This is a genomic window from Dactylosporangium sp. CA-052675, assembly GCF_050947935.1.
GTDB lineage: Bacteria > Actinomycetota > Actinomycetes > Mycobacteriales > Micromonosporaceae > Dactylosporangium.
Genome location: NZ_CP192010.1, coordinates 5265448 through 5288280, shown reverse-complemented (window position 1 = coordinate 5288280; position 22833 = coordinate 5265448). Strand labels below are relative to the sequence as shown.

22 protein-coding genes are annotated in these 22833 nt (G+C 74.5%); 16 read left to right on the top strand and 6 right to left on the bottom strand.

Annotation, left to right across the window (positions count from 1 at the left end; translation table 11 throughout):
• Positions 1 to 295 precede the first annotated feature (295 nt).
• A complete protein-coding gene (locus ACQP1P_RS24370) occupies positions 296 to 1501 on the bottom strand; it encodes a hypothetical protein (RefSeq protein WP_433072855.1) in 1206 nt (401 codons plus the stop codon).
• A 65-nt stretch (positions 1502 to 1566) separates the two neighbouring features.
• Here ACQP1P_RS24370 and ACQP1P_RS24365 point away from each other — a divergent pair, with 65 nt between their 5' ends.
• The gene (locus tag ACQP1P_RS24365) at positions 1567 to 2661 is read left to right on the top strand and encodes a type III PLP-dependent enzyme (protein ID WP_433072853.1); all 1095 of its coding nucleotides are present in this window, start codon (positions 1567 to 1569) and stop codon (positions 2659 to 2661) included.
• Here ACQP1P_RS24365 and def read toward each other — a convergent pair.
• A complete protein-coding gene (def, locus tag ACQP1P_RS24360) occupies positions 2633 to 3130 on the bottom strand; it encodes a peptide deformylase (protein ID WP_433072851.1) in 498 nt (165 codons plus the stop codon). The two genes, ACQP1P_RS24365 and def, sit on opposite strands and share 29 nt — an antisense overlap.
• A gap of 34 nt (positions 3131 to 3164) precedes the next feature.
• Positions 3165 to 4562: an IucA/IucC family protein gene (locus tag ACQP1P_RS24355; protein ID WP_433072849.1), complete on the bottom strand. Its 1398-nt coding sequence runs from the start codon at positions 4560 to 4562 to the stop codon at positions 3165 to 3167.
• A 153-nt stretch (positions 4563 to 4715) separates the two neighbouring features.
• On the opposite strand from ACQP1P_RS24355, the gene ACQP1P_RS24350 reads away from it, so the two are divergent.
• The 8 genes from ACQP1P_RS24350 to ACQP1P_RS24315 all read left to right on the top strand — a co-directional run bounded on the left by ACQP1P_RS24350 (position 4716) and on the right by ACQP1P_RS24315 (position 10315).
• Positions 4716 to 5081 (top strand): hypothetical protein, encoded by a 366-nt coding sequence (locus tag ACQP1P_RS24350; RefSeq protein ID WP_433072846.1) that lies wholly within the window; start codon positions 4716 to 4718, stop codon positions 5079 to 5081.
• Positions 5082 to 5230: 149 nt separating this feature from the next.
• Positions 5231 to 5584, top strand: a complete 354-nt coding sequence (locus tag ACQP1P_RS24345; RefSeq protein WP_433072844.1) for a nuclear transport factor 2 family protein — start codon at positions 5231 to 5233, stop codon at positions 5582 to 5584.
• A 250-nt stretch (positions 5585 to 5834) separates the two neighbouring features.
• Positions 5835 to 6098 carry a ribbon-helix-helix domain-containing protein gene (locus ACQP1P_RS24340; protein ID WP_433072842.1) on the top strand — a complete coding sequence of 88 codons (264 nt, stop codon included), beginning with the start codon at positions 5835 to 5837 and terminating at the stop codon, positions 6096 to 6098.
• Positions 6095 to 6496 carry a hypothetical protein gene (locus ACQP1P_RS24335; protein ID WP_433072840.1) on the top strand — a complete coding sequence of 134 codons (402 nt, stop codon included), beginning with the start codon at positions 6095 to 6097 and terminating at the stop codon, positions 6494 to 6496. Before ACQP1P_RS24340 ends, ACQP1P_RS24335 begins: the two co-directional genes overlap by 4 nt.
• 122 nt (positions 6497 to 6618) lie before the next feature.
• On the top strand, positions 6619 to 7407 hold the full coding sequence (locus ACQP1P_RS24330) for a hypothetical protein (RefSeq protein ID WP_433072838.1): 789 nt from the start codon (positions 6619 to 6621) through the stop codon (positions 7405 to 7407).
• Between the two features lie 353 nt (positions 7408 to 7760).
• Positions 7761 to 8561 (top strand): lysophospholipid acyltransferase family protein, encoded by an 801-nt coding sequence (locus tag ACQP1P_RS24325; protein WP_433090108.1) that lies wholly within the window; start codon positions 7761 to 7763, stop codon positions 8559 to 8561.
• Positions 8562 to 8680: 119 nt separating this feature from the next.
• Complete coding sequence (locus ACQP1P_RS24320) at positions 8681 to 9088, top strand: YciI family protein (RefSeq protein WP_433072836.1); 408 nt, start codon at positions 8681 to 8683, stop codon at positions 9086 to 9088.
• 87 nt (positions 9089 to 9175) lie between these two features.
• Positions 9176 to 10315, top strand: coding sequence for an RNA polymerase sigma factor (locus ACQP1P_RS24315; RefSeq protein WP_433072834.1), 1140 nt, complete (start codon positions 9176 to 9178; stop codon positions 10313 to 10315).
• Between the two features lie 68 nt (positions 10316 to 10383).
• Here ACQP1P_RS24315 and ACQP1P_RS24310 read toward each other — a convergent pair whose 3' ends face one another.
• Together ACQP1P_RS24310 and ACQP1P_RS24305 are read right to left on the bottom strand one after the other, a co-directional pair.
• Complete coding sequence (locus tag ACQP1P_RS24310) at positions 10384 to 10899, bottom strand: LuxR family transcriptional regulator (RefSeq protein WP_433072832.1); 516 nt, start codon at positions 10897 to 10899, stop codon at positions 10384 to 10386.
• A 180-nt stretch (positions 10900 to 11079) separates the two neighbouring features.
• Positions 11080 to 12384, bottom strand: coding sequence for a helix-turn-helix transcriptional regulator (locus ACQP1P_RS24305; protein ID WP_433072830.1), 1305 nt, complete (start codon positions 12382 to 12384; stop codon positions 11080 to 11082).
• Between the two features lie 31 nt (positions 12385 to 12415).
• Here ACQP1P_RS24305 and ACQP1P_RS24300 point away from each other — a divergent pair, with 31 nt between their 5' ends.
• The 5 genes from ACQP1P_RS24300 to ACQP1P_RS24280 all read left to right on the top strand — a co-directional run bounded on the left by ACQP1P_RS24300 (position 12416) and on the right by ACQP1P_RS24280 (position 18980).
• Complete coding sequence (locus tag ACQP1P_RS24300) at positions 12416 to 13252, top strand: hypothetical protein (RefSeq protein WP_433072828.1); 837 nt, start codon at positions 12416 to 12418, stop codon at positions 13250 to 13252.
• Positions 13253 to 13845: 593 nt separating this feature from the next.
• On the top strand, positions 13846 to 15360 hold the full coding sequence (locus ACQP1P_RS24295; protein ID WP_433072826.1) for a dynamin family protein: 1515 nt from the start codon (positions 13846 to 13848) through the stop codon (positions 15358 to 15360).
• A gap of 64 nt (positions 15361 to 15424) precedes the next feature.
• Positions 15425 to 16267 (top strand): nucleotide exchange factor GrpE, encoded by an 843-nt coding sequence (locus tag ACQP1P_RS24290; RefSeq protein WP_433072824.1) that lies wholly within the window; start codon positions 15425 to 15427, stop codon positions 16265 to 16267.
• On the top strand, positions 16264 to 18183 hold the full coding sequence (locus ACQP1P_RS24285) for a dynamin family protein (protein WP_433072822.1): 1920 nt from the start codon (positions 16264 to 16266) through the stop codon (positions 18181 to 18183). The genes ACQP1P_RS24290 and ACQP1P_RS24285 overlap by 4 nt, the downstream gene beginning before the upstream one ends.
• 11 nt (positions 18184 to 18194) lie before the next feature.
• Positions 18195 to 18980 (top strand): hypothetical protein, encoded by a 786-nt coding sequence (locus ACQP1P_RS24280; RefSeq protein WP_433072820.1) that lies wholly within the window; start codon positions 18195 to 18197, stop codon positions 18978 to 18980.
• 70 nt (positions 18981 to 19050) lie between these two features.
• Here the strand turns inward: ACQP1P_RS24280 and ACQP1P_RS24275 are convergent, their stop codons facing one another.
• Positions 19051 to 20535, bottom strand: a complete 1485-nt coding sequence (locus tag ACQP1P_RS24275) for an Hsp70 family protein (RefSeq protein WP_433072818.1) — start codon at positions 20533 to 20535, stop codon at positions 19051 to 19053.
• Between the two features lie 104 nt (positions 20536 to 20639).
• On the opposite strand from ACQP1P_RS24275, the gene ACQP1P_RS24270 reads away from it, so the two are divergent.
• Positions 20640 to 21401 (top strand): glycerophosphodiester phosphodiesterase family protein, encoded by a 762-nt coding sequence (locus ACQP1P_RS24270; protein ID WP_433072816.1) that lies wholly within the window; start codon positions 20640 to 20642, stop codon positions 21399 to 21401.
• Positions 21398 to 22801 (top strand): MFS transporter, encoded by a 1404-nt coding sequence (locus ACQP1P_RS24265; RefSeq protein WP_433072814.1) that lies wholly within the window; start codon positions 21398 to 21400, stop codon positions 22799 to 22801. Before ACQP1P_RS24270 ends, ACQP1P_RS24265 begins: the two co-directional genes overlap by 4 nt.
• The last annotated feature ends 32 nt before the right edge of the window (positions 22802 to 22833 follow it).

The window sequence follows — 22833 nt, the reverse complement described above, 5'->3', positions numbered from 1 at the left end:
GGCCTGAAGAAGAAGATTCGGCCAGGTTCGGCGCGTTTATCGCGTTCGTGGCGCGAACCGGGCTTGCTCGAGCCGGGAGCGGCAACGATCCGGCAGGCCCGCCGCGGAGGCGAAGAGACGGCCAGGGATGCAATGGCCGCCTGGCTCGTGGGCGCGGAGTGCCGCCCCCGCGGCGGGCATCCAGAACTCGGAGCGCGGCCCGGCGGTATCCGGACGGCGTCGTCGTCGGGGCGGGCACGACACCGCCGAAGAACACGCCGGTGGTCCGGGGCCGGAACGGGGGAGCAGGCGCGGGTCAGCGCCAGTCCGGGCGCTCGCCGGTGTCGACCAGCTTCCAGTCGCCGTTGTCGTACAGGACGTTGTCGTAGTAGAAGACCGTCTCCGGCAGCAGGTCCGGCGCGGTGAACGCCGCCCTCGCGGCGGCGTGCAGCGCCGACGGCGGCACCGCCCAGCGGGACTCGGCCAGCGCCGCCACGTAGGACAGGGCGTGGTGACCCATGAAACTGTCGTACGTCAGGGAGAACACCTCGTCCGCGGCCAGCGGGACGTCGCGCGGGATGACGTTCGCCGGGGGCAGGTCCGGCGGCAGGCCTGCCGAGGCGCGCAGGGCACTGTCGACGTAGACGGCGCAGTCGCGGTACAGGATCGCGGTGCGCCGCTCCCGCAGGTCGAACGCGAACAGCGTGTTCTGGCCGTGGGTCTCCAGCGGGCAGCCGGTACGGCGGGCCGTCTGCGACCACATCCGCACCATCGGGGCGACGACCCGCTGCGCCACGAACTGCTCCGGCGGCTCCCCGAACGCCTCGACCAGCTGCTCCAGCAGCGTCGGGTCGGCCGGGGCGTGCAGGTCCGCGCCGTACAGGGCGAACAGCGGCACCGTGTACCGCGGGGCGCCGCCGAGCAGCGCGGTGCGGATCAGGAAGCCCCACGCCTCGTCGCCCAGGCCCGGGTCGAACCAGCCGCCGCCGATCTCCGGCAGGACCGGCGTGCCGGCCCGGCGCAGCTCGTCGGAGACCCACAGCTGCAGCTCGATCACCGGGCGGCGCAGGCGGCGGGTGAACCGGGACAGGCGCCGCGGGTAGTGCAGCTTCACGAAGTGCGGGGTCACCGGGCGGCCGTCGTGGGCCGTGACGAAGACCGTGCGGGCGTTCGCCGACGGCACCGCGGTCAGCGGCGGGCCCGGCTCGAGCGCCCGCAGCGCCGCACCGCCGGCCAGGTCGGGACTGTCCAGCGCGTTCGGGTGCACCGGCAGCAGCAGCGTGTCACCGTCGTGGTAGAGCGCCGACAGGCCGGAGCCGGCGGCGGCCGCGCGGTAGGCGCCCAGCGGCGACGGAACCCGGAACGTCGGGAGGTCGAACGTCGCCGTGCCGCGCTGCGGATGGTACTCGTCGGCGATGTCCAGGTCCGCGGCGTAGGGGCTGTACGTGCGGGTCCCGACGCCGAGATACCGTTCCGCGTACTGCCACAACGCGATCGGGTCGCGGACGTCGATGAGGCGCATCGGCGTGAGCCTACTGCGCCGCCCCGAGCCGAGCCGAACGGAGTGCGGTGTCACCCAGCCCACGTGTGATCGAGGCCGCTCTCGCCGGGCCGCTGCCCGCCTACGTCTACGACCCCGCCGTCATCCGCGACCGCATCCACGCCCTGCGAGCGGCCCTGCCGGCGGGGACCCGCATCGCGTACGCCATGAAAGCCAACGGCCACCCGGACGTCCTCGCCGCCGCGGCCGCCGCGGCCGACGCGATCGAGGTCGCCTCCGCCGGCGAGCTCGAAACCGCCGCGGCCACCGGCGCCGGCCTGATCCTCAGCGGGCCCGCGAAACCCGACGCCCTGCTGCGCCGGGCCGTGGAAACCGGCGCCGTCATCAACGTCGAAAGCCTCCACGAGCTGCGCCGCATCCCCGGCCGCGCCGCCATCTGCCTGCGGGTCAACCGCACCCATCCGGCCCTGCCCGGCTCGCACCGCATGTCCGGCGAGCCGACCCAGTTCGGGCTCGCCGAAGCCGACCTCGGCGAAGCGCTCCGCCTCGCCCGCCACCACGACGTGCGCGGCGTGCACCTGCACGCGGTGTCGAACAACCTCGACGCGAAGGCCCACGCCGGGTTCCTGCGCGACTGCCTCGCCTGGGCGCGGGAGCGCGGCATCGGGCCCGTCGTCAACGCCGGCGGCGGCTTCGGGGTCGACGTCACCGGCCGGCGCGCCTTCGACCTGCGCGAGCTGCGCGACGTCACGGTCCCGGACGGGTTCACGCTCGTCGTGGAACCCGGCCGGTTCGTGGCCGCGCCCGCCGGCTGGTACGCGGCCGAGGTCATCGACGTCAAGGCCAGCCACGGCACCTGGTTCGCGGTCGTGAAAGGCGGTACCCACCACTTCCGGCTGCCCGCGTCGTGGGGGTACAGCCACCCCTTCACGATCCTGCCCGTCGACACCTGGCCCTACCCGTGGCCGCGGCCCGAGGCGACCGCCACGCACGTCACCGTCGCGGGGGAGCAGTGCAACCCCCGCGACGTCCTCGCCCGCGACGAACCCGTGCAGCGGCTGCGGGCCGGGGACGTCCTGCTGTTCGCCAACACCGGCGCCTACGGCTGGGAGGTCGCCCACCACGACTTCCTGCGCCTCGACCCGCCCCGGTTCACGACCCTGGGCGAAACCCCGCCCTGACCGCCCGCAGCGCCTGCCGCCGGGCGTCGCCGGTGAGCGTGTCGATGTACAGCACCCCGTCGAGGTGGTCGCACTCGTGCCGCAGCGCCCGCGCGAGGAACCCCGTCCCGGCCACGGTCACCGGGTCGCCGTGCTCGTCGAAGCCCTCGACGGTGACCGCGGCCGGCCGTACCGCCGGAAACGCCAGACCCGGGATCGACAGGCAGCCCTCGTCGCCGACCTGCGTGCCGGAACTGGCCGTCACCCGCGGATTCACGACGTGCCCGCGGCCGGCGCCGGTGCCGTAGACGAAGACCCGCGCCGGCACCCCGATCTGCGGCGCCGCGACCCCGGCCCGGCCCGGCCGCGCGGCGAGGGTGTCGAACAGGTCCCGGACCAGCGCCGCCAGCTCGGCATCGAAGGCGGTCACCGGCGCGGCGGGGGAGCGCAGCACCGGGTCGCCCAGCAGCCGGATCGGTCGCGTCGTCACCCGCGACAGCCTAGCCCGCAGCCGCGGCGGTCCCTCACCGCAGCGGGTTCGGGACCTGGCACCACCGGTCCTCGAGCGGGTCCGCGGCCAGGCGCATCGCCGTCGTCGCCTTCAACGGCCACGGCTCCGCCAGCACCGCCGAGCGGTCCTGCGCCGACACGCAGCCCCCGGCGACGTCGGCGACGTACCCCCACAGCCCCTCGTCGCCGAGCGCCGCCACCAGGCTCGACAGCACCGTCGCGAACGCCGACGCGAGGACCTTCGTGCGCAGCGCCCCCGCATCGGACGTCGGCAGCGCCCCGAGCAGCGGCGGCATCGCGTGCCCGGCCCGGGCCAGCCGCCCCGGGTGCACGTGGATGCCGCCCAGGTCGCGGTAGTACACCCGAACCGGCCGGCCCCCGGCGACCTCCACGAGCGTGTTCTGGCCGTGCGCCTCCAGGCCCACCCCGCGCTCCAGCAGCCACAGCAGCGGCGGCAGCAGCATCCCGACGAGGTCCCGGAAGAACGCGGGCGTCAGCAGGTCCGGGCGGTGCGGGAGCAGCGCCAGGGGCAGCACGTCCGCGTCCGGCGGCGGGGCGTCGCGCCACACCGCGCCGAGCGCCCGCTGCGGCCGGCCGGCGTCGTCGAGGACCGTCCCGGCGGACACCTCCCGCAGGACGACGATGCCGGGGTCGAGCGCGGCGAGCAGGTCCGAGACGAGCGGGCCGTTGCGGATCGCCGCCTCCGACAGGGTCCGCACCGCGCTGGTCATCTGCACCTCGACCGCCGTCTTCACATGGCCCGTGCCCACGTCCAGGGTCCGCAGCGACATCAGCGGCCGCGCCGGGACGTCGACACCGGTGTCACGCACCAGGCCCGACGCGAGCGCGCGGGGCAGCTGCCACGGATGGACCGGGAACCGCGGCGGCACCGGCACACCCGCGGTCCGCCACCGCACCGGGTCCGTCTGCACCACCCGCAGCCGCACGTCCGGATGGTGCTCCGGGGCGTAGGCGAGGACGTCGAGCGTGGACAGGCCGATCCGGGTGCGGCAGCAGGGATGCAGCGGGTGACCGTCCACGATGGACTGTTCGGCGCCGGTCAGGCCTCCGTACGGGCTCGGGGGAGCGGTCATCGCCAGGGCCAGGTTCGCGACGCTGTTGTCCAGTTCCCGCCGGAACCCGGGGGCCAGGTGCAGCGCCCCGGCCAGCACGCCCGGGTCGTCGAACGCCCGGCCGTCGACGAGCACCGAACGGACCGGCGGGCCGAACAGCGGCGGGGGAGGACCGCCGAGACGCCGCGGGTCGAGCAGTTGCTCGCGCCACAGTGCGCCCCAGAGGCGGGTGAGGATCCCGGCTCTGGCCGCCGGTACCGAAGCCAGGAACGCGGCGACGAGCGACGGCCGGTGCTCGCGCAGCGCCGCGGCCGTCCCGGCGACGTCAGGTGCATCCACCCGCCGAGTCTAGAGAGGCCGCCGCGACGCCTGGGAATCGCGTCATCCGTTCGGCTCCAACTGTCCGCGCCGACCGCCCGGCTCCGCGTTCACCTGCGGAAATGCTGTGATGTACGCGAGGATCAGCTTGGAGCACGGACGCTTCGGGAGGCCATGATGGAGATCAGACAGCTGACGGCCGGCACGCCGGCCGCCACCCAGCCGCCGGCACCACCGAAACCGGTGCCGGGCGCGGCGACGAACGCCGCCGTGGAGGCGCCCGCGCCTCCGCCGAAAGGTGGCCTGCCCGCCTCGCAGCAGGTGCTGAGCAAGCTCACCCCGGGTGACCGCGCCGCCATCGCCGGCGCCACCGGCTACCACCTCTCGCCGACGGGTGCCGTGACGAACGCGTCCGCCGCCGTGCCGCCGTGGTCGTTCATCATGGCGTTCGCCGCGTCCCGTACCGCCGTGCAGCCCGGCCCGGAGGTCGCCGCGGCGAAGTCCGCCGAGGACGGCAACCACGTCGACGTCACCGTCTGAGCGCAGACGGATGCGCCGGCACGCCGACGGCCGGCGCATCCCGCACACCAGTCTGCGCCCCGCGGCGGCCGGTTACGGTCCCGTTTCCGGGTCGAAACATCGTCCGGCAGGGCGTTGACCCGCCGGGGGCGGCGCCGTGTGATGGAGGCATGGGCGACGCGCCGGCGCTGATTGCCAACCTGCTCACCGTCATCGACCGACGCGACTGGGCGGGGCTGTCCGAGATGGTCACCGACGACGTCGTCTACCACCGGCCCGGCTGCCCGCCGATCGAGGGCGCCGAGGCGTTCGTCGGCTTCTACCGGCGGCGGTGCATCGTCTCCGCCGGCCGTCACCAGGTGGACCGGTGCCTGTCCGTGGACGGGCAGGGGTTCTGCTGGGGCCGCTTCGACGGCATGTCCCACGCGGGGGTGCCGCTGAACGAGATCTTCGCGGACTGGTACGAGTTCCGCGCCGGGCGCATCGCCCGCCGCCGGACGTTCTTCTACCGCCCGGCGATCTGAACCCGGCTTGGTTGACATAATGTGCATTATCGAACATCTGATATCCAGTGCTACCGCGGCGTCCGCCGTGGTCCGGACCGTTACTCCCGTGGCCTCACCGTCCGCCGTGGTCAAGGACGCCGGGACTCGTCACGGACGGTCGCGGGACCTCGGGCGTTCGGGCCCCAGGCCCGCAGGTGAGCGCGAAAACTCACCCTTGCGGGTGATGACACGCTAGGTGATCGACGTATGCGGGCGATACCCTGTGCGTATGCGTGAGGTGCGCAAAGAGCGGGTGACGGTGACCATGCCCGCCGATGACGCCGCGGCCGTGCGGCGGTTCGTGGACGCCGGCGGCGCCGAGTCGGTGTCGGCGTATGTCGCCGAGGCGGTGCGGGACCGGCTCGCCCGGGACCGGGCGCTGCTGACGCTCAACGAGCTGTACGCGCAGCGGGGCGTGCGGATGGACCCGGAGCACCACGCGTGGGCGCGTGAGGTGCTGGGGGTGGCGCCCACCGGCGGGACGGTGTCGTGACCGCGGTCGGAGGGCGGATCCTGGACAGTTCCGCGATCCTCGGGTTCGTGGCCGGCAAGCCGTACAGCTCGGCGATCGTGTGGCACGCGGTCGACCAGGGTGTCGTGCTGGCGGTGCCGGCGGCGGCGCTGGCCGAGGCGTGGGCGCAGACGTCGCCGAAGGACTACGACGTGCTGAAGGTCCTGCTGTCGCTGCCCGTGGTGGTCGTCGACGCGCTCACCGCGGCGGACGCGGTCGACTCCGGCGCGTTGCTCGCCGGTGAGGGCGGACCGGCGACGGTCGCGGCCGCGCACGTGGTCCGCCGGGCCCAGGCGCGGCCGGGCTGGGCGATCGTGACGGACCGCGCCGACGTCCTGCGCACCCTCGACCCGCAGGCGGAGATCGACGAGCTGCCCTGACGGCGCCCGCGCGGCCCTCGCCGCCCAACCCTGCCGTACGGTGTGTCGCGCTCGGAAAATGTCATAGGTGGCTGGTATGACTGTTCCGACACATGTTCGATAGACGGGTTGGGGAGGGTGCGATGGTTGCCGCGCGGACCGCGGTCACGGGCTTGTCGACGGTGGATCTGGAGCAGATCCGGGACACCCTCGCGGCCGGCCGGAAACCGAAGGTCGTGTTCACCGAGCAGGCCGGGCAGATCGCCGGGCAGCTGGGCCAGGTCGTCGCGTTGACGGACCCGGAGCTGTCCGACGAGTGGGTCGTGGTCCGGTTCGGCCGCGACGAGCTGCCCTTCTCCCCCGCCGACCTGGCGATCGCGCCGAAGGCCCCACCGGCCAAGCGCGCCCCCGCCGTTCCCGCACCTCGTGAGGAGAGCCCCGTGCCAGCCCCTTCCGTTGCCGACTCCCCCGCCCCGGCCGAGGCGCCGGTCTCCCCCGGTGCCCCGGCTTCCGCGCCGGCCGCCGACCCGGCTCCCGCCGGCCCGCCCGCCGCCGCGGCTTCCCCGGCCTCGAGCGCCGATTCGTCCGATTCGTCGGGTTCGGGGGCGAAGAACACGCCCGGGAAGCCGGCCGCGAAGAAGACCGCCCCGAAGCCGAAGCCGGCGCCCGGGCTGACCGTGACCCTCGCCTACGCCGACGGCGAGTGGACCGTCGCGGCCAACCAGGGCGCGAAGGCCCTCGCCAAGCCCTACGTCATCAAGGCCGGCGAGGCGCTGAAGATGGTCGCGATGCTGGACGTGCCGGGGGTGCACGAGGCGGTCGAGGAGATCGTGTCGGCGGCCCGGGCGGAGGCCGAGACGCAGGCGGAGCGGCTGCGGGCGGAGCTGGCGGAGATCGAGGCGCGGCTGGCCGAGCTGCGCGAGGCCGAGTAGCGCCCCGGGTCCCGTTCGGAGCCGCCGCCGTCCACGCCTGCGGCCGCGCCCATGCCCCCGCCGGTGGCGCCGCCACAGGTGTGGACGGCGGCGGCGCGGCGCAGGCCGAAGTGCCCATCTGCCGACGGGATGGTTGCGCCGGCCGGGCACAGCGCTACCGTGTCCGGATCGAAGCAACCACCTGCGGCAGGAACGGACACCAGCACGTGAGCGACGCGGAGCCAGCCGCACCCGCCGATGCCGCGACCTCACTGGCGGAGCCGGCGTCCACGGCCCCCGCTGCGGCCCGCCGGCGCACCGCCCCAGCGGACGCGGACGCCGTGCGCGGCGACGCGCCCGTCGCCGCAGCGCCGGTGGAGCCGGTCGAGCGGGTCGAGCGGGTCGAGCCGTGGCGGGTGCCGTGGCTGTGGCGGGTGCTGCTCGTCCTCGCCCGGACCGTCGTCGCGCCCGTGGCGCGGCTCCGGGTCACCGGCGGGCTCCCGGCCGGGCTGCGCGGCGGGCCGGTCATCCTCGCCGTGAACCACATCGGGCCGTTCGACCCCGTCGCGATCACCGCCGCGTGCGGCGCCGCCGGGATCGCGCCGCGGCTGATGGCCACCGGCGGGCTGTTCCGGGCGCCGCTCGTCGGGTCGGTGATGCGCGCGTGCGGGCACATCCGCATCAACCGGCGCCAGGCGAACGTCGCCGCCGCCGTCGACGACGTCACGCGGGCCCTCGCCGCCGGGTCGCACGTGCTCGGATACCCGGAGGGCCGCATCACCCTCGACCCCGGGATGTGGCCGGAGCGCGGGAAGACGGGGCTGGCGCGGGTGGCCCTCGCGACCGGGGCGCCGGTCGTCGCGGTGGCGCAGTGGGGCGCGCACGAGGTCGCCGCGTGGGGCGGGTTCGGCCCGACCGTCCGGGCCCTGTCCCGGGCGCTGCTGCGCCGGCCGGTCGTGCGGGTGCACTTCGGTGCGGTCGTCGACCTGTCCGGGATCGACCCGGCCGAGCCCGGAGCGGCCCAGCGCGCCACCGACCGGATCATCGACGCGATCACCGGGGAGCTGCGGCCGTTGCGGGCCGACGAGCCGCGGCTGCCCCGCTACGTCGACCCGGTGCGGCCCCTGACCCTCCAGCGGCGGCACCGGCCCGCCGGCCCTCGCTCGATCGGCTGAAGCGGCACCGTCCCGAACAACTGCGGCGACACTGTCCGGGAAAAAGCCGGTGCGGATGTCGAGAACCTGGTGCCGGCTCCGTCCCCGGGGTGTCCGACGAGCGAGAGGAACCGACAGACATGAAGTATCTGCTGCTCAAGCACTACCGTGGCGGCCCCGGGCGGGTGGTGGACTACGCGCCCATGGACCGGTGGACACCGGAGGAGGTCGACGCGCACGTGCAGTACATGGTCGACCTCGCGAACCGGCTGCAGGAGTCCGGCGAGTTCGTCGACGGCAAGGCGCTGCAGCCCGGCGGCGCGTTCGTCCGGTACGACGGGGAGGGCAGGCCGCCGGTCACCGACGGGCCGTTCGCGGAGACGAAGGACCTCATCGCCGGCTGGATGATGATCGACGTGGAGTCGTGGGAGCGGGCGGTCGAGGTGGCCGGGGAGCTCTCGGCGTCGCCCGGGCCCGGCGGCAAGCCGCTGCGCGAGTGGCTCGAGGTCCGCCCGGTCCTGTCCGACTTCGGCCCGTCGACCGGCTGAAGAACGACCGGCTGAAGAACGGCCGGCTGAAGAACGGCCGGCTGAAGTACCACCTGCAGAAGTACGACCCGCTGGAGGACGAGCATCGTGGACGAGGTGCTGCTGCGCGAGCTGGTACCGACGGTCATCGGGGTGCTCGTGCGCCGCGGCGCCGACTTCGCCTCCGCCGAGGACGCGGTGCAGGAGGCGCTCATCCGGGCGCTCACCGTGTGGCCGGGCGAGCCGCCCCGGGACCCGAAGGCGTGGCTCGTCACCGTGGCGTGGCACCGCTTCCTCGACGCGGCGCGGTCCGAGGCGTCGCGCCGGGGCCGGGAGGCGGCCGTCGACGCCGAGCCGCCCGCCGGGCCGGTCCCGGGCACCGACGACACGCTGCGGCTGTACTTCCTGTGCGCCAACCCGGTGCTGCCCGCCGCCGCGGCCGTGGCGCTGACGCTGCGGGCCGTCGGCGGGCTGACGACCCGGCAGATCGCGGCCGCGTACCTGGTGCCGGAGGCGACGATGGCGCAGCGGATCAGCCGGGCGAAGCGGCGGCTCGCCGGGCTGCCGCTGGACCGCCCCGGCGACCTGGGCACGGTGCTGCGCGTGCTGTACCTGGTGTTCAACGAGGGGTACAGCGGCGACGTCGACCTGGCGGCGGAGGCCATCCGGCTGACCCGTCAGCTCGCGGCGCTGGCCGCGGAGCCGGAGGTGGCCGGGCTGCTCGCGCTGATGCTGCTGCACCACGCCCGCCGGGCCTCGCGGACGGGGCCCGGCGGGCGGCTGGTGCCGCTGGCCGAGCAGGACCGGTCGCGGTGGGACACGGGGCTGATCGCCGAGGGGGTGGCGGTGCTGCAGGCGGCCCTGGCCACGGACCGGCTGGGCGAGTACCAGGCGCAGGCCGCGATCGCCGCCCTGCACGCCGACGCCCCGAGCGCGGCGGAGACGGACTGGGTGCAGATCGTCGAGTGGTACGACGAGCTGCTGCGGCTCACCGGCGACAGCCCCGTCGTGCGGCTCAACCGGGCGGTCGCGGTCGGCGAGGCGGACGGGGCCCGGGCGGGGCTGGCGGCGCTCGGCGGGCTCGACGCGGGCCTGCCGAGGATCCAGGCCGTGCGGGCGTACCTCCACGAGCGCGCCGGCGACCGGGGGCTCGCCGCGCAGCTGTACGCCGCGGCGGCGAAGGAGGCGACGAGCGTGCCCGAGCGGGACCATCTGACCCGGGAGGCGGCCCGGGTCCGGCAGGGCTAGGCGCCCGGGCCGCGGGCGTCCGGGGCTTGCGCGGGTGGTCGGCGGCTCAGGGCCGGCTCAGGGCCGGGTCAGGCGCCTTCGCGGCGCATGCGCAGGTAGGCGAGGACGGCCTCGCGGGTCGTGCGCACGCCCAGGACCTCGCGGGCCTCGGCGATGCGCCGGTTCGCGGTGCGCAGCGACAGGAACTCCGCCGCCGCGGCGGCCGCGATCGTCTCCCCGCCGGCGAGCCGTTCGAGCAGGGCGCGTTGTTCCGGGGCGAGCACCGGTCCCCCGGCCTCGTCGGCCGGGTCGGTGCCGAGCTCGGCGTCGGGGTCCGTGGTGACCGGGCCGATGCGGGCCAGGTCGGCGAGCAGCGCCCGGCCGATCTCGGCCGCGGTGTCGGCGATCGCGACGATCCCCGCGCCGCGGGCGGCGGCGAGCAGGGCGAGCTCGGCGGTGTCGGCCTCGGCGACCCGGCCGAAGAGCGCCAGGCGCGCGTCGGACACGTCCCAGGCCTGGTCGGTCAGGGCGAAGCCCTCGCGGGTGGTCCAGCCCGCCCGGGCGAGCCTGCGCAGCACGGCGGTGGCGTCAGCGCCGGTCGCCACGACGTAGCGCGGTGCGAGTGCCGGATCTCCCGCCATCAGCGGCCCACAGGAGAAGACATGCGCCCACCATGCGATGAAGGGGCCGCCTCGCACAAGACCATCGCGTTACTCATCCACGCCCCTCAATGTCAAGGCCGGGACGGCGAGCGGGCGCTGGCGGGCGCCGGCGGGCGCGGGGGCTCACGGGGCGAGCTCCTCGATGGCCAGCGCCGCGGCCTCGGTGCGGGTCTTGGCGCCGAGCTTGCGCATCCCCGAGCGGATGTGCGTCTCCACGGTCTCGCGGGAGATGCCCAGCTGCCCGGCGATCCGGCGGGTCGGCTCCCCGTTGGCCACGAGCCGCAGCACGTCCCGCTCGCGGTCGGTGAGGTCGTCGCCGGCCCGGCGGCCCCGCGTGTCGCGGCGGATCGAGTGCCGCCGCAGCGCCCGGCGGGCCCGGCCGAGCAGCACGACGAGCCCGGCCTCCTCGGCCAGGCGTTCGGCCTCCAGCAGGGGCGGCACGGCCAGGTCGGCGCCCTCCTCGAGCAGCCCCTGGGCCAGCAGGCACCGGACCTCCTCGCGGCGGGCCAGCTCGTGCCAGGCGGCCGCGGCCTCGGCGAAGCGCACCGGGGCCTTCCACGCCTCCAGGGTCACCTGCACCGGTGCGAGGGGCATGGTGTCGTCGGCGCCGGCGAACGAGGTCCCGGCGTCGTAGGCGGCCCAGCGGGCGGTGATGCGCCGCAGCCCGTCGACCAGCGGCGTGGACACGCTCGCGTCGGCGGGCTCGAACGCCTGGTCGGGGCGGCCGTCGAGCCAGGCCGCCTCGCGGGTGACCCAGTCCAGGACGGGCCCGGCGGAGGCGGGCCGGTTCTGCAGCGACTCGAGCCGGGCCCGGGCCGGGGCGAGCAGGCCGCCGTCGGCCTCGGCGAGGCTCGCGGCGGCGACGGCGTAGCCGCGGGCCAGGGCGGGCAGGGTCCGGTCGGCGAGGTCCCCGGCCCGGCGCACGACCTCGTCGATGCCGTCGCCGCGCAGGGCGTCGCACCACAGCTGGGCGGCCAGGAACCGGGTCTGCCAGCTGTAGGCGAGGTCCCCGGCGCAGGCGGCGGCCGCGGCCGCGGCGGCCTGGGAGGCCTCGGCGAGGCGGGCGTCGGCGGTGAGGGTCTCCACGAGCAGCCACGCGGACCAGCGGGCGGCGAGGGCGTCACCGGCCTGCCCGGCGGCGGAGGCGGCGGACGCGAGCCCGTATTCCCAGCCGGGCCGGCGGGTCCCGGCGCGCACGGCCGCGATCGCCGCGCGCAGGCCCGGGTGCGTGGGCGCCTCGCCGTGGACCTGCAGCAGCTCCTCGGCCCGGGCCAGGGCGCCGCCCGGGTCGGTGGTGAGCATGGACAGCAGCCGGATGCGGTCCCGGCCGCCGACGACCTCGGCCGGCGCGTCGTCGGCGACGGCGGCGACGGCCGCGGCGGCCGGCACGGGACTGCCCTGCTGCAGCAGCGCCTCGCCGCGCAGCACGGCCGCGACCGGGTCGGTGGTGGCCGGGTCGATGACGCGCAGGCAGGAGCCGGGTACGGCCGGCGGCGAGCGCGGCGCGGGCGGCGGCGATGCGGACCTCGGGCTCGGCCTCGACGCCGGGCAGGTCGCAGGCGAGCAGCAGCAGCTCGGCCCGGTCGCCGGAGGACTCGGCGGCCGCGGCCGCCGTGACGGCGACCTGGTAGGCCTCCGGCCCGGCGCCGGCCGCGGCGAGGTGGCGGGCCGCCTCGCGGGGCGGGACGAGCGTGGCGAGGCGCCGGTGGACGGCGGCGCGTTCCTCGGCGGAGAGCAGACCGGCGGCGACCTCGGCGGTGTAGGGCGAGACGGGCGCGGCGACACCGTCGGTCAGCTCGACGAGGCCGGTCTCGACCAGCTCGGTGAGGCCTTCGCCGAGGACGGTCCCGGTGACCGGGCGGCCGAGCAGGCCCAGGGCGGCCATCGCGGTGCGGGCGGGGCGGGTGAGGTCGGCGAGGGCTCCGGCGACGGTGTAGGCGAGGCCCTTGTCGAGCCCGTCGCCGCCGTCGCGCGGGGTGCCGCCCTGCGCGACGTGCTTGGCCAGGGCCACCACGGCGAGGGGCACGCCGCCGGCCCGGCGGACGAGGTCGGTGACGACCGCGGCCGAGGCGGACGGGGCGAGCTGGCGCACGAGCGCGGCCGCGGCGTCGGCGGGCATCGGCGGCATCTGCAGCCAGGCGCCGGACCGGGCGGCCGCGGCGCGCAGGGCCCGCTCGGCGTCGCCCGGCAGCCGGTGCGGTGTCCGGAGTGTGACAACTATCCGACAGTGCTCCGCGATGGCCGGGAGGGCGGCCACCGTGAGCGGATCCGCCCACTGCAGGTCGTCGAGCAGTAGCAGACCGTGACGGACGCGGGAGCGGACGGCCTCGGCGAGCAGCGGCGCCTCGTGTGACGGGAGTCGCACCCGCACGGCCCGGGACAGGGGCAGGGCCGGCACGCCGCGCAGCATCGCCAGGGCGCCGCCGCTGAACACCGGCCCGCGGAAGGACTCCCCGAGACGCTTGAGGACCCCGGTGCGGCCCGTGCCGGCCGTGCCCGCGATGACCACGAGACCCGGGTTACGCAGGGCGTCCACCGCCGCGGCGATCAGCTCGGCGGGCGGCCACACGGCAGGAACGCTCGCCCGGCCCACGACCGCCGACGCCACCGCCGGCGCGGCCGCCGGGCCGGCGACGGGCTCATCAGTCGGTGCCTCAGGCACGGGAAGCCTCCATTCCTGGCACGAACATGGGATCCTGCGCGCGCAGGATATTCGTAATGTGTGTGCCGTACGTGCGTGACATGACGGTACTGATTGCACCCAGGAGCGAATAATGAGCGAGGTCCACCCCTTGGACACCCGAGGGTACGTCGGCATTGTGGCTGAACCCACCGGCCTCGCGCAGTCGGTGATCAGTCTGTGCCCGACCTCGAAGCGGAGCTGACCCCGTGGCTCCAGGACCCCTGAGCTCCCGCGTGGGCGATCTGTGCGCCGAGGTCGGCAACCGCCTCGGCGGCGCCGCCCAGGCCCAGGTGGTCGACGTGCGCCGGCGGCTGGGCGAGCCGCTGCGGGTCGCGATCGCCGGCCGGCTCAAGTCCGGCAAGTCCACGCTCGTCAACGCGCTCATCGGCCGGCGGGTCGCGCCGACCGAGGTCGGCGAGTGCACCCGCATCGTCACGCAGTTCCGCTACGGCACCTCCGACCGCGTCGACGTGGTCAAGCGCAACGGCGCCCGGGTCAGCCTCCCGCTCGACGAGGCCGGCATGATCCCCCAGCGCCTCGGCGTCGCCCGCCACGAGGTCGCCTACGTCGACGTCACGCTCACCAGCGACCACCTGCGCGACCTGACCGTCGTGGACACGCCCGGCCTGTCCAGCGCCAACACGTCCGTGTCGGACCAGGCGCGCCGGTTCCTGTTCTCCGAGGCGCCGATCGACGACGACCTGGACTCCGACTCCGCCGGGGCGCTGTCCGGCGCCGAGGCCATCATCTACGTGTTCACGCAGTCCGTCCGCGAGGACGACGTGCAGGCCCTGGAGGCGTTCCGGTCCATCTCCGCGCGCCTGTCGAGCAACCCGATCAACTCCCTCGGGCTGTTCAACAAGGTGGACAAGCTCGCCGGCGGCGGGCAGGACCCCTGGCCGATCGTCGCGCCGCTGGCCAACGACCAGTCCAAGGTCCTGCGCCGGGTCGTGTCCGATGTCGTACCGGTCGTAGGCCTCCTCGCCGAGACCACCGAGGCCGGCCGGCTCACCGCCGCCGACTGCGAGGCCCTGCGCCAGCTCGCCGCGCTCCCCCAGGGCGAGCGGACCGTGCTGCTGGCCTCCGTCGACCTGTTCACGACCCGCGAGTGCCCCGTCACCCGCGAGTCCCGCGAGCGGCTCCTGCGCCTGCTGGACCTCTACGGCATCAGCTTCGCCATCGCCCAGCTGGTCGCCAAGCCGACCCTGGCCACCGGCGAGCTCGTGCGGATGCTGTTCCAGGCCTCCGGGTTCCCGCGGCTGCGCCAGACCCTCGACCACGCGTTCCGGTGGCGCACCGACGCCATCAAGGCCGGCTGGGCGCTGTCGAGCCTCGAGAAGATCGCCAGCCACGCCGAGCGCCCCCACGACCGGGAGCTGCTGCGCGACGCGATCGAGCGGGTGCTGCAGCAGCCCGAGTCGCACCGGCTGCGGCTGCTGGAGGTCGCCCAGCTCGTCACCACCGGCGCGGTCGACCTGCCCGACCAGATGGAGGGCGAGCTGACCCGCCTCGCGCTGTCCAACGACCCGAGCTGGATCCTCAACCTGCCCCAGGCCGACCGCGACTCGATGGTCCGCGCCGCGCTGGACGCCGCCACCCGCTGGCGCGCCTACGCCGTGGCCGGCGCGAGCCCGTCGCAGTCCCGGGTCGCGCTCGTCGCGCACCGCGGCTTCTACCTGCTCTCCCAGCGCATCCGCGGCGGAGGGGCAAATGTCCGATAATCACGGGAACAGCACTATGGTCAGCACTGCCAATAGCCGAGGCCCCCACCCCCAGGAGCCGAAGATGTCCTCCAACAGCCTGCGCCTGCTCGCGGTCGCCGTGGCGCTCGTCATCGCGGTGCTCACCGGCGCGGCGACCGGCCTGGTCGGCGGCGCGCCGAACTGCCCCGCCCAGACCTTCGGCGCCGCCGCCCCGCAGAAAGCCGAGGGCGGCGGCGCGGTCAGCGACGCGGTCGGCGACGCGATCAAGGGTGGCGGCACCCCGCAGCAGCCCGACGGCAAGCCGCAGCAGGCCCAGTCCATCACCACGCAGGCGTGCACCGCGCAGGAGAGCTTCGGCCTGAAGCCGGCCCTCGTCGCCTTCGCCGGCACCCTGTTCGTCGGCGCGGCCCTGCTCCTGCTGCTCCTGCTGTCCTCCCGCGGGTCCGGCGGGGCCACCGCCCCGGTGTCGGCCCCGCCCGGCCGCGGCGGCGGGCAGTCCGACGCCGACCGGCGGGCGCTGGTGCAGGCCACCATCTACGTGCGGGACCGGGTCACCAGCAAGGCCCTCGGCGACCGGCTCGGCGCCGCGCTGCACGAGGCCGGCGTCACCGTCCTGGAGCCGACCGGGGTGCGCTTCGACCCGGCCCACCACGAGGCCGGCGGCACCACCCCGACGAACGACCCGAACCTCAGCGGGCAGATCTCCGGCGTCGAGGTCCCCGGCTACGTCGACCGCGACGGTCGGGTCCTGCGGGCCCCGATCGTCACCGTGTACCAGTCGGGCCGCAGCGCCGGCGGCGCCACCGGAGCCCACCCGACGGTCGGCCGGGCCACCTCGGCCGGCGGCCCGACCGGGGCGCACCCGACCGTCCCGCAGCCCAGCCAGCACACCACGCAGCAGCCGCGCAGAGAGCAGCCACGATGACCCAGACTCCCAACGCACCCGCCGGCGCGGCGCCGAAGAAGCCCGCCGACCAGACCGCGGCGCTGGGCAAGCTGCTCAAGGCCGGCGTCGAGGGCAGCCTCGCCTACCTGCGCAAGATCGACCCGGACGCGGCCGCCGACATCGACACCGAGCGCCGCCGCGACGTGCAGCGGCCGAAGATCGTCGTGGTCGGCGAGACCAAGCGCGGCAAGAGCTCGCTGACGAACATGCTCATCGGCGTGCCGAACCTGTCCCCGGTCGACGCCGCCGTGGCCACCGCGTCCTACCTCGAGTTCATGCACAACGCGCAGCACGGCGCCCGCGCCTACATCCCCGGCCGCGAGGACCCGGTGCCGATCGGCCTGGGCGACCTGCGCGACTGGGGCACGGTGATGGGCCGGCTGCCCGACGGGATGCGCCCGCCGCGGCGCATCGAGATCCAGCACTCCGCGCCGCTGCTGCAGTACCTGACGCTCATCGACACGCCCGGCACCGGCGGCCTCGACTCGATGCACGCCGAGGTCGCCATGGACGCGGTCGAGAAGGCCACGGCGCTGCTGTTCGTCGTGGACTCCTCCAGCCCGTTCTCCAAGCCGGAGATGAACTTCCTCATCGAGGCCAGCAAGAAGGTCAACTTCGTGCTGTTCGCGCTGACGAAGGTCGACGCCTACCCCGGCTGGCGCAAGATCCTCGACGACAACAAGGGACAGCTGCAGACCCACGCGCCCCGGTTCGCCTCCGCGCCGTGGTATCCGGTGTCGGCGCGGCTGGCCGAGCTGGCGATGCAGATGCCCAAGGAGGCCCAGGGCGAGCTGATCCGCGAGTCGCGCATCGCCGAGCTCCAGCACGCCCTGATCGACCTGGCCTCCAAGGGCCACCTGCTGCAGCAGGCCAACGTGCTGCGCAGCATCCGCTCGGAGTACATCCGCTTCGACCAGGAGCTTGGCGACCGGATGAAGGCCACCGACCCGGACCCGGCCGACTTCGAACGGGCCAAGGAGGAGCGCGCGCAGGTCGCCACCCGCAAGCGCACCGAGTCGCGGCAGTGGTCCCTGGCGCTGTCCACGGAGACCCAGCGGGCCCGCGTCGAGGCCACCTCGCGGCTGCGCAACTACATCACGCAGCTGCAGGAACAGTTCATGGAGAAGATCGACAAGGGCGGCCGCGGCGACATGCAGGAGCTGCCCGCCGAGGTCGACAAGGCGCTGTACGCGCTGAGCGTCCGGCTGTCGCACGACCTCGAGTTCCGCTTCCGCAAGGTCGGCGAGCGCGTCCTGGCGCAGGTGTTCCACCCCAACGAGCTGCAGCACGTGCTGCGCGGGCTCAACGCGCGGCTGCGCCACGCCCTGGGCACCAAGCCGCGCCGCGAGCAGTCCGGCGAGGGCGCGATGGTCGTCATGTCCTCGGCCGGTATGGCGATGATGGCCGCCCGGGTGCCCGGCATGATCGGCGGCGCCAGCGCGCTCGGCGCGATCGGCCTGGCCGGGGCCGGGCTCGTCCTGCCCGTCGTCGGTGTCGGCCTCGGCCTCGCCGCCGGCGCCTACATGATCTTCAAGCGCAAGAGCATGGCCGACAAGGTCCAGGCCCGCACCTGGCTGCGGGAGGTCCTCGGCGAGGCCCGCGCCGCCCTGTCGGACGAGATCATGAACCGGTTCACCGACCTGCAGTACGCGCTGACCCTCGCCCTCGACGAGGCGATCGAGCGGCGGCTCAAGCAGCTCGACGCCCACATCGCGAACATCGACAAGTCGCTGGCCGAGGACAAGGCCGAGCGCGCCAAGCGCAAGGCCGCGCTGAACACCGAACGGGAAGGGCTCCGTGCCCGCATCAAGCAGGTCGACGAGGTGCTGGTGCGCATCCGCGCGCTCACGCCCGCCGGGCCGGCCGATGCGGCTGCCGAGGCCGCCGAGGCGTAGGGGGCTGACCGATGGACGGGCACTGGGAATGGTCGGACGGCGACGACTCCGCCGACACCGCTGACCTTGGCGGGGACGCCGGGCACGACCTGCACGGCGGCTTCTCCGAGGACTACGGCGCCGGGTTCGACGCCGACCACGCCGACCACGCCGGCTATGGCGGGGACGAGCACGACCTGAGCGGGCCCGGCCATCACCTCGGCGACGGCTCCGACCTCGAGGAGCCGCTCGGCACCGAGCACGCGACGGCCGAGTACGACGAGTCGCTGCACGACGGCGACCAAGGCCATGACGGCGACCAAGGCCATGACGGCCACGCCGATCTCGGCGGCCACGACGAGGTCCAGGCCGGGGACGCCGCGCCGGCGCACCTCAGCGACGGGCAGCCCGACTACGGCGACCAGCACGACACGGGTCACGACACGGGCAACGACACGCAGCACGACGCCGGGCACGACCAGCACGAGGCCGTGTTCGGCGCCGACCCCGACGTCGACGCGTCCGCCGACGACCCGGCCTGGCACGAGGTGCAGTTCCCCGAGGAGCTGCACCTGCAGGACCCGCCCGAGCCCGTCGACGGCTTCCCGTGGACCGACGCCGACGTGCTCGGCGGCCCCGACCACAACCTGTCCGCGGCGTTCGACCCGGCCGTGGAGCACCACGGCCCGGCCGAGCCCGCGGGGCTGGCCGACTACGCCCACCTCGACGTCCCGCCCGGCACCGACCCGTGGAGCATGCTGCTGGGCTCCGAGGACCCGGCCACGAGCAGCCTCGCGACCTACTGGGCCCCGCAGTAGGAGCCACAAAATACCAACGCGGCATCGGTACCTGCGGAAGGTACCGATGCCGCGTTCTGGTGTGTGGAACCTAGGACAGCGCGGTCCAGAGCAGGATCACGAACAGGATCGCGACCAGGACCAGGACCACCACGATCACGGCGATCCAGTTGCGCTCGGTCTCCTCGCCCTGCTGCGCCGGGGCCTGCCGGGCGGCCTGCGGCGGGAACGGCCCCGGGCGCGCCGGGACGACGGGCTGCTGCACGACCGGCTGCGGCTGGGGCCGGAACACCGGCTGTGGGACCACGGGCTGCTGGACCGGCGGGCGCTGCACCACGGGCGGCGCGGTGACCGGCGGCCGCTGCTGCACCTGCGGCACCACCGGCTGACGGACCGCCGGGGAGACCGGCACGCTCGACACCGGCGTGTGCTGCGGCATCGGCCGCTGCTGCGGCGGCGGGGTGATGGTGCGCGGGGTGCCCGAGGTGCCGACCGGCGGCACCGCGGCGCCGATGCACAGCGCCCCCTCGACCACGACCGTCTCCGGCTGCTCCAGGGTCGTCGGGGCCACGCCGAGCTCGGTGTGGATGAGGTGCGCCGCGAGCGGGATGCGCGAGGAGCCGCCGACGAGGAAGATGCCGACGAGGTCCTTCGGCTGCAGCCGCGCCGAGTCGATCGCCCGGCGCAGGCACGCCACCGTGCGCTCCAGGTAGGGCTTGACGAGGGTCTCGAGCTCCTCGCGGGTCAGGTGCGCGTCGATCTCCATCGACGGGAGGTGGATGTCGGTGGACGCGGTCCGCGACAGCATCTCCTTCGCGCCGCGCACGTCCTCGTAGAGCATCCGCCGCAGCCGCCGGTCCGAGGCGTCGGTCGGGTTGGCCAGCGCCGCCCACTTCGCGGCGTGGCTCTCGGAGTACGTCTTGCCGAGGTGCTCGACGATCGCGTGGTCGAAGTCGAGGCCGCCGACGTCGGCGAGCCCGTCCTCGGCGAGGACCTCGAACCCGGACTGGGTGCGGCGGACCACGGTCGCGTCGAACGTGCCGCCGCCGAGGTCGTAGATGGCCAGGCTGCGCCCGACCGGCACGGCCGAGCCGAGCACGGCGGTGAAGTACGACGCCGCGCCGACCGGCTCGGCGATCAGCCGCGCGGGCCGGGCCGGGGTGCCCAGGCCGGCGATCCGGGTCGCCTCCAGCAGCAGCGACCGGCGCCGCTCGCCCCACCGGGCCGGGTGCGTGAGGCGCACCTCGTCCGGGGCCGCGCCCAGTTGCCGGCGGGCCTCCTCGTTCACCTGCGACAACACGTGCGCGAACAGGCGCGGCACGGGCATCGGGTGGTCGCCGATGAACACCTCGCCGTCGTCGATGCGCCGCTTCGGGTTCGGCTCGAACCGGGCCGGGTCGAGCCGGGCGTTACGCTCGGCGTCCCGTCCGACCAGGACCTTCCCGTCGGTGTTGAAGTACAGGGCAGAGGGCAGCAGGGGGGAACCGTCGAACAGCAGCGGTCGCATCCGCGCGTCGGGCGTGCGGACCATCGCGACCGTGTTCGACGTGCCGAAGTCGATGCCGAGCACGCGCATGTGCGTCACCCTACCTTTGCCGTTCCGCGCTCTGCGTCGGCCGTCAAGCCTGCCGTAACCCGCCGTTGCGCAAAGTTGACCGAAGATCGCTGCATACTGGCCGCGTGAAGCAGGTGCCCTACCTCGACGCCCCAGGACCGCTGGGCTTCGCCCACCGTGGCGGGGCGGCAGCCGGTGACGAGAACACGACAGCGGCGTTCGCCCGTGCCGTCGAGCTCGGATACCGCTATATCGAGACCGACACGCACGCCACCGCCGACGGGGTCGCGGTCGTGTTCCACGATGACACGCTCGAGCGGCTCCTGGGACGTCCGGGTCGGATGATCGACTTACGGTGGACGGACCTGCGGACCGAGCGCGTGGGCGGCGCCGCCGCGGTGCCCCGGCTCGACGAGGTCCTCGACGCCTACCCCGACATCCGGTTCAACATCGACACGAAGACCGAGCAGGCGGTACAGCCGACGCTGCAGGTCGTGGAGCGGCTCAAGGCCCACGAGCGGGTGCTGCTGGCGTCGTTCTCGTCCGCCCGGCTGCGCCGCATCCGCCGGCTGGCCGGGCCGGCCGTGGCGACCTCCATGGGCATGCGCGAGGTCGCCGGGCTGTTCGCCGCCTACCAGGTCGGCCGCCGCTACACCCCGGCCGGCAGCGTCGTGGCGGTGCAGATCCCGCCGCGGTACGGCCGCATCACCCTGGCCACCCGCAAGTTCGTCCACTACTGCCACCGCGTGGGGCTGCGGGTGCACCTGTGGACGATCGACGACCCGGCGGAAATCGACCACTTCCTCGACCTCGGCGTAGATGGCATCATGACCGATCACATCGAGGTGTTGCGTGACGTATACGTGAAGCGAGGCATCTGGCCGTGACGCGGGTCCAGGACGGTTCCACCGGCGGCTCCACCGACGGGTCCACTGTGGAGCGCAGCTCCCGCCGTGAACGGGTCGGCTGGTACTTCTACGACTGGGCCAACTCCGCGTTCCAGACCACGGTCGTGACCGTCTTCCTCGGCCCGTACCTCACCGCCATCGCCGAGACCGCGGCCGGCTGCCCCGACTCCGGCTGCCCGGACGACGCCGCGATCCACCCGCTGGGCATCGCGATCGCCCCCGGCTCCCTGTTCCCGTACACGGTGTCGCTGTCGGTGCTGCTGACCGTGTTCGTCCTGCCGGTCGTGGGCGCGATCGCCGACCGGTCGCCGCGCAAGAAGCAGCTCCTGGCGCTGTTCGCGTACATCGGCGCCGCGGCCACGACCGCGATGCTGTTCCTCACCGGCGACCGGTACCTGCTCGGCGCCGGGCTGTTCCTGCTGGCGAACATCACCTTCGGCGCCTCGGTCGTCGTCTACAACTCCTTCCTGCCCCAGATCGCCGACGAGCAGGAGCGGGACAAGGTCTCCAGCTTCGGCTGGGCGTGGGGCTACCTCGGCGGCGGCACCCTGCTGCTGCTCAACGTCATCGCGGTCCTGTTCAAGGACGACCTCGGCATGACGACCGGGGAGGTGGCGCGGTACAGCATCGTCTCCGCCGGCATCTGGTGGGCCGGGTTCACCACGATCCCGCTGCTGGCCCTGCGCAACCGGCCCGTCGCCGACGAGCACCTCGGCGCCGTGCGCGGCAACCCGCTCACCGACGGCTTCAAGCAGCTGTGGGGCACGCTCAAGGGGCTGCGGGCGTACCCGCTCACACTGTTCTTCCTCGTCGCGTACCTCATCTACAACGACGGCATCCAGACCGTCATCTCGCTGGCCAGCCAGTACGGCACCGAGGAGCTCAAGCTCTCCGACGGCGTCCTGGTGCCCACGATCCTCATGGTGCAGTTCCTGGCCTTCGCCGGGGCGCTGCTGCTGGGCCGGCTCGCCAAGGCCATCGGCGCGTGGAAGACGATCCTGGTCAGCCTGGTGCTGTGGACCGTCGTCATCGTCGTGGCGTTCTTCCTGCCGGCCGGGCAGGCGGTGCCGTTCGTCATCCTCGGCGGCGGGATCGGTCTCGTCCTCGGCGGCAGCCAGGCCCTGTCGCGGTCGCTGTTCTCGCAGCTGATCCCGAAGGGCAAGGAGGGCGAGTACTTCGGCATCTACGAGATCTCCGACAAGGGCACCAGCTGGCTCGGCCCGCTCGCGTTCGGCCTCGCCTACGACCTGACCCGCAGCTACCGCGTCGCGATCATCGCGCTCGTGGTGTTCTTCGTCGCCGGGTTCGTGGTGCTGCTGTTCGTGCCGATCCGCCGCGCGATCGTCGCCTCCGGCAACACGCCGCCGGCCAAGCTCTGACGGGCTCCTGACTGGCGGGTGTCGTGTACGTG

What these genes read in the sequence shown, in the direction of transcription:
- ACQP1P_RS24340 (WP_433072842.1), top strand. Translation starts at nt 5,835, where the DNA reads ATGCGTGAGGTGCGCAAAGAGCGGGTGACGGTGACCATGCCCGCCGAT.
- ACQP1P_RS24280 (WP_433072820.1), top strand. Translation starts at nt 18,195, where the DNA reads ATGGACGGGCACTGGGAATGGTCGGACGGCGACGACTCCGCCGACACC.
- ACQP1P_RS24300 (WP_433072828.1), top strand. Translation starts at nt 12,416, where the DNA reads ATGACGCGCAGGCAGGAGCCGGGTACGGCCGGCGGCGAGCGCGGCGCG.
- ACQP1P_RS24370 (WP_433072855.1), bottom strand. Translation starts at nt 1,501, where the DNA reads ATGCGCCTCATCGACGTCCGCGACCCGATCGCGTTGTGGCAGTACGCG.
- ACQP1P_RS24320 (WP_433072836.1), top strand. Translation starts at nt 8,681, where the DNA reads ATGAAGTATCTGCTGCTCAAGCACTACCGTGGCGGCCCCGGGCGGGTG.
- ACQP1P_RS24350 (WP_433072846.1), top strand. Translation starts at nt 4,716, where the DNA reads ATGATGGAGATCAGACAGCTGACGGCCGGCACGCCGGCCGCCACCCAG.
- ACQP1P_RS24285 (WP_433072822.1), top strand. Translation starts at nt 16,264, where the DNA reads ATGACCCAGACTCCCAACGCACCCGCCGGCGCGGCGCCGAAGAAGCCC.
- ACQP1P_RS24330 (WP_433072838.1), top strand. Translation starts at nt 6,619, where the DNA reads ATGGTTGCCGCGCGGACCGCGGTCACGGGCTTGTCGACGGTGGATCTG.
- ACQP1P_RS24275 (WP_433072818.1), bottom strand. Translation starts at nt 20,535, where the DNA reads ATGCGCGTGCTCGGCATCGACTTCGGCACGTCGAACACGGTCGCGATG.
- ACQP1P_RS24345 (WP_433072844.1), top strand. Translation starts at nt 5,231, where the DNA reads ATGGGCGACGCGCCGGCGCTGATTGCCAACCTGCTCACCGTCATCGAC.
- ACQP1P_RS24290 (WP_433072824.1), top strand. Translation starts at nt 15,425, where the DNA reads ATGTCCTCCAACAGCCTGCGCCTGCTCGCGGTCGCCGTGGCGCTCGTC.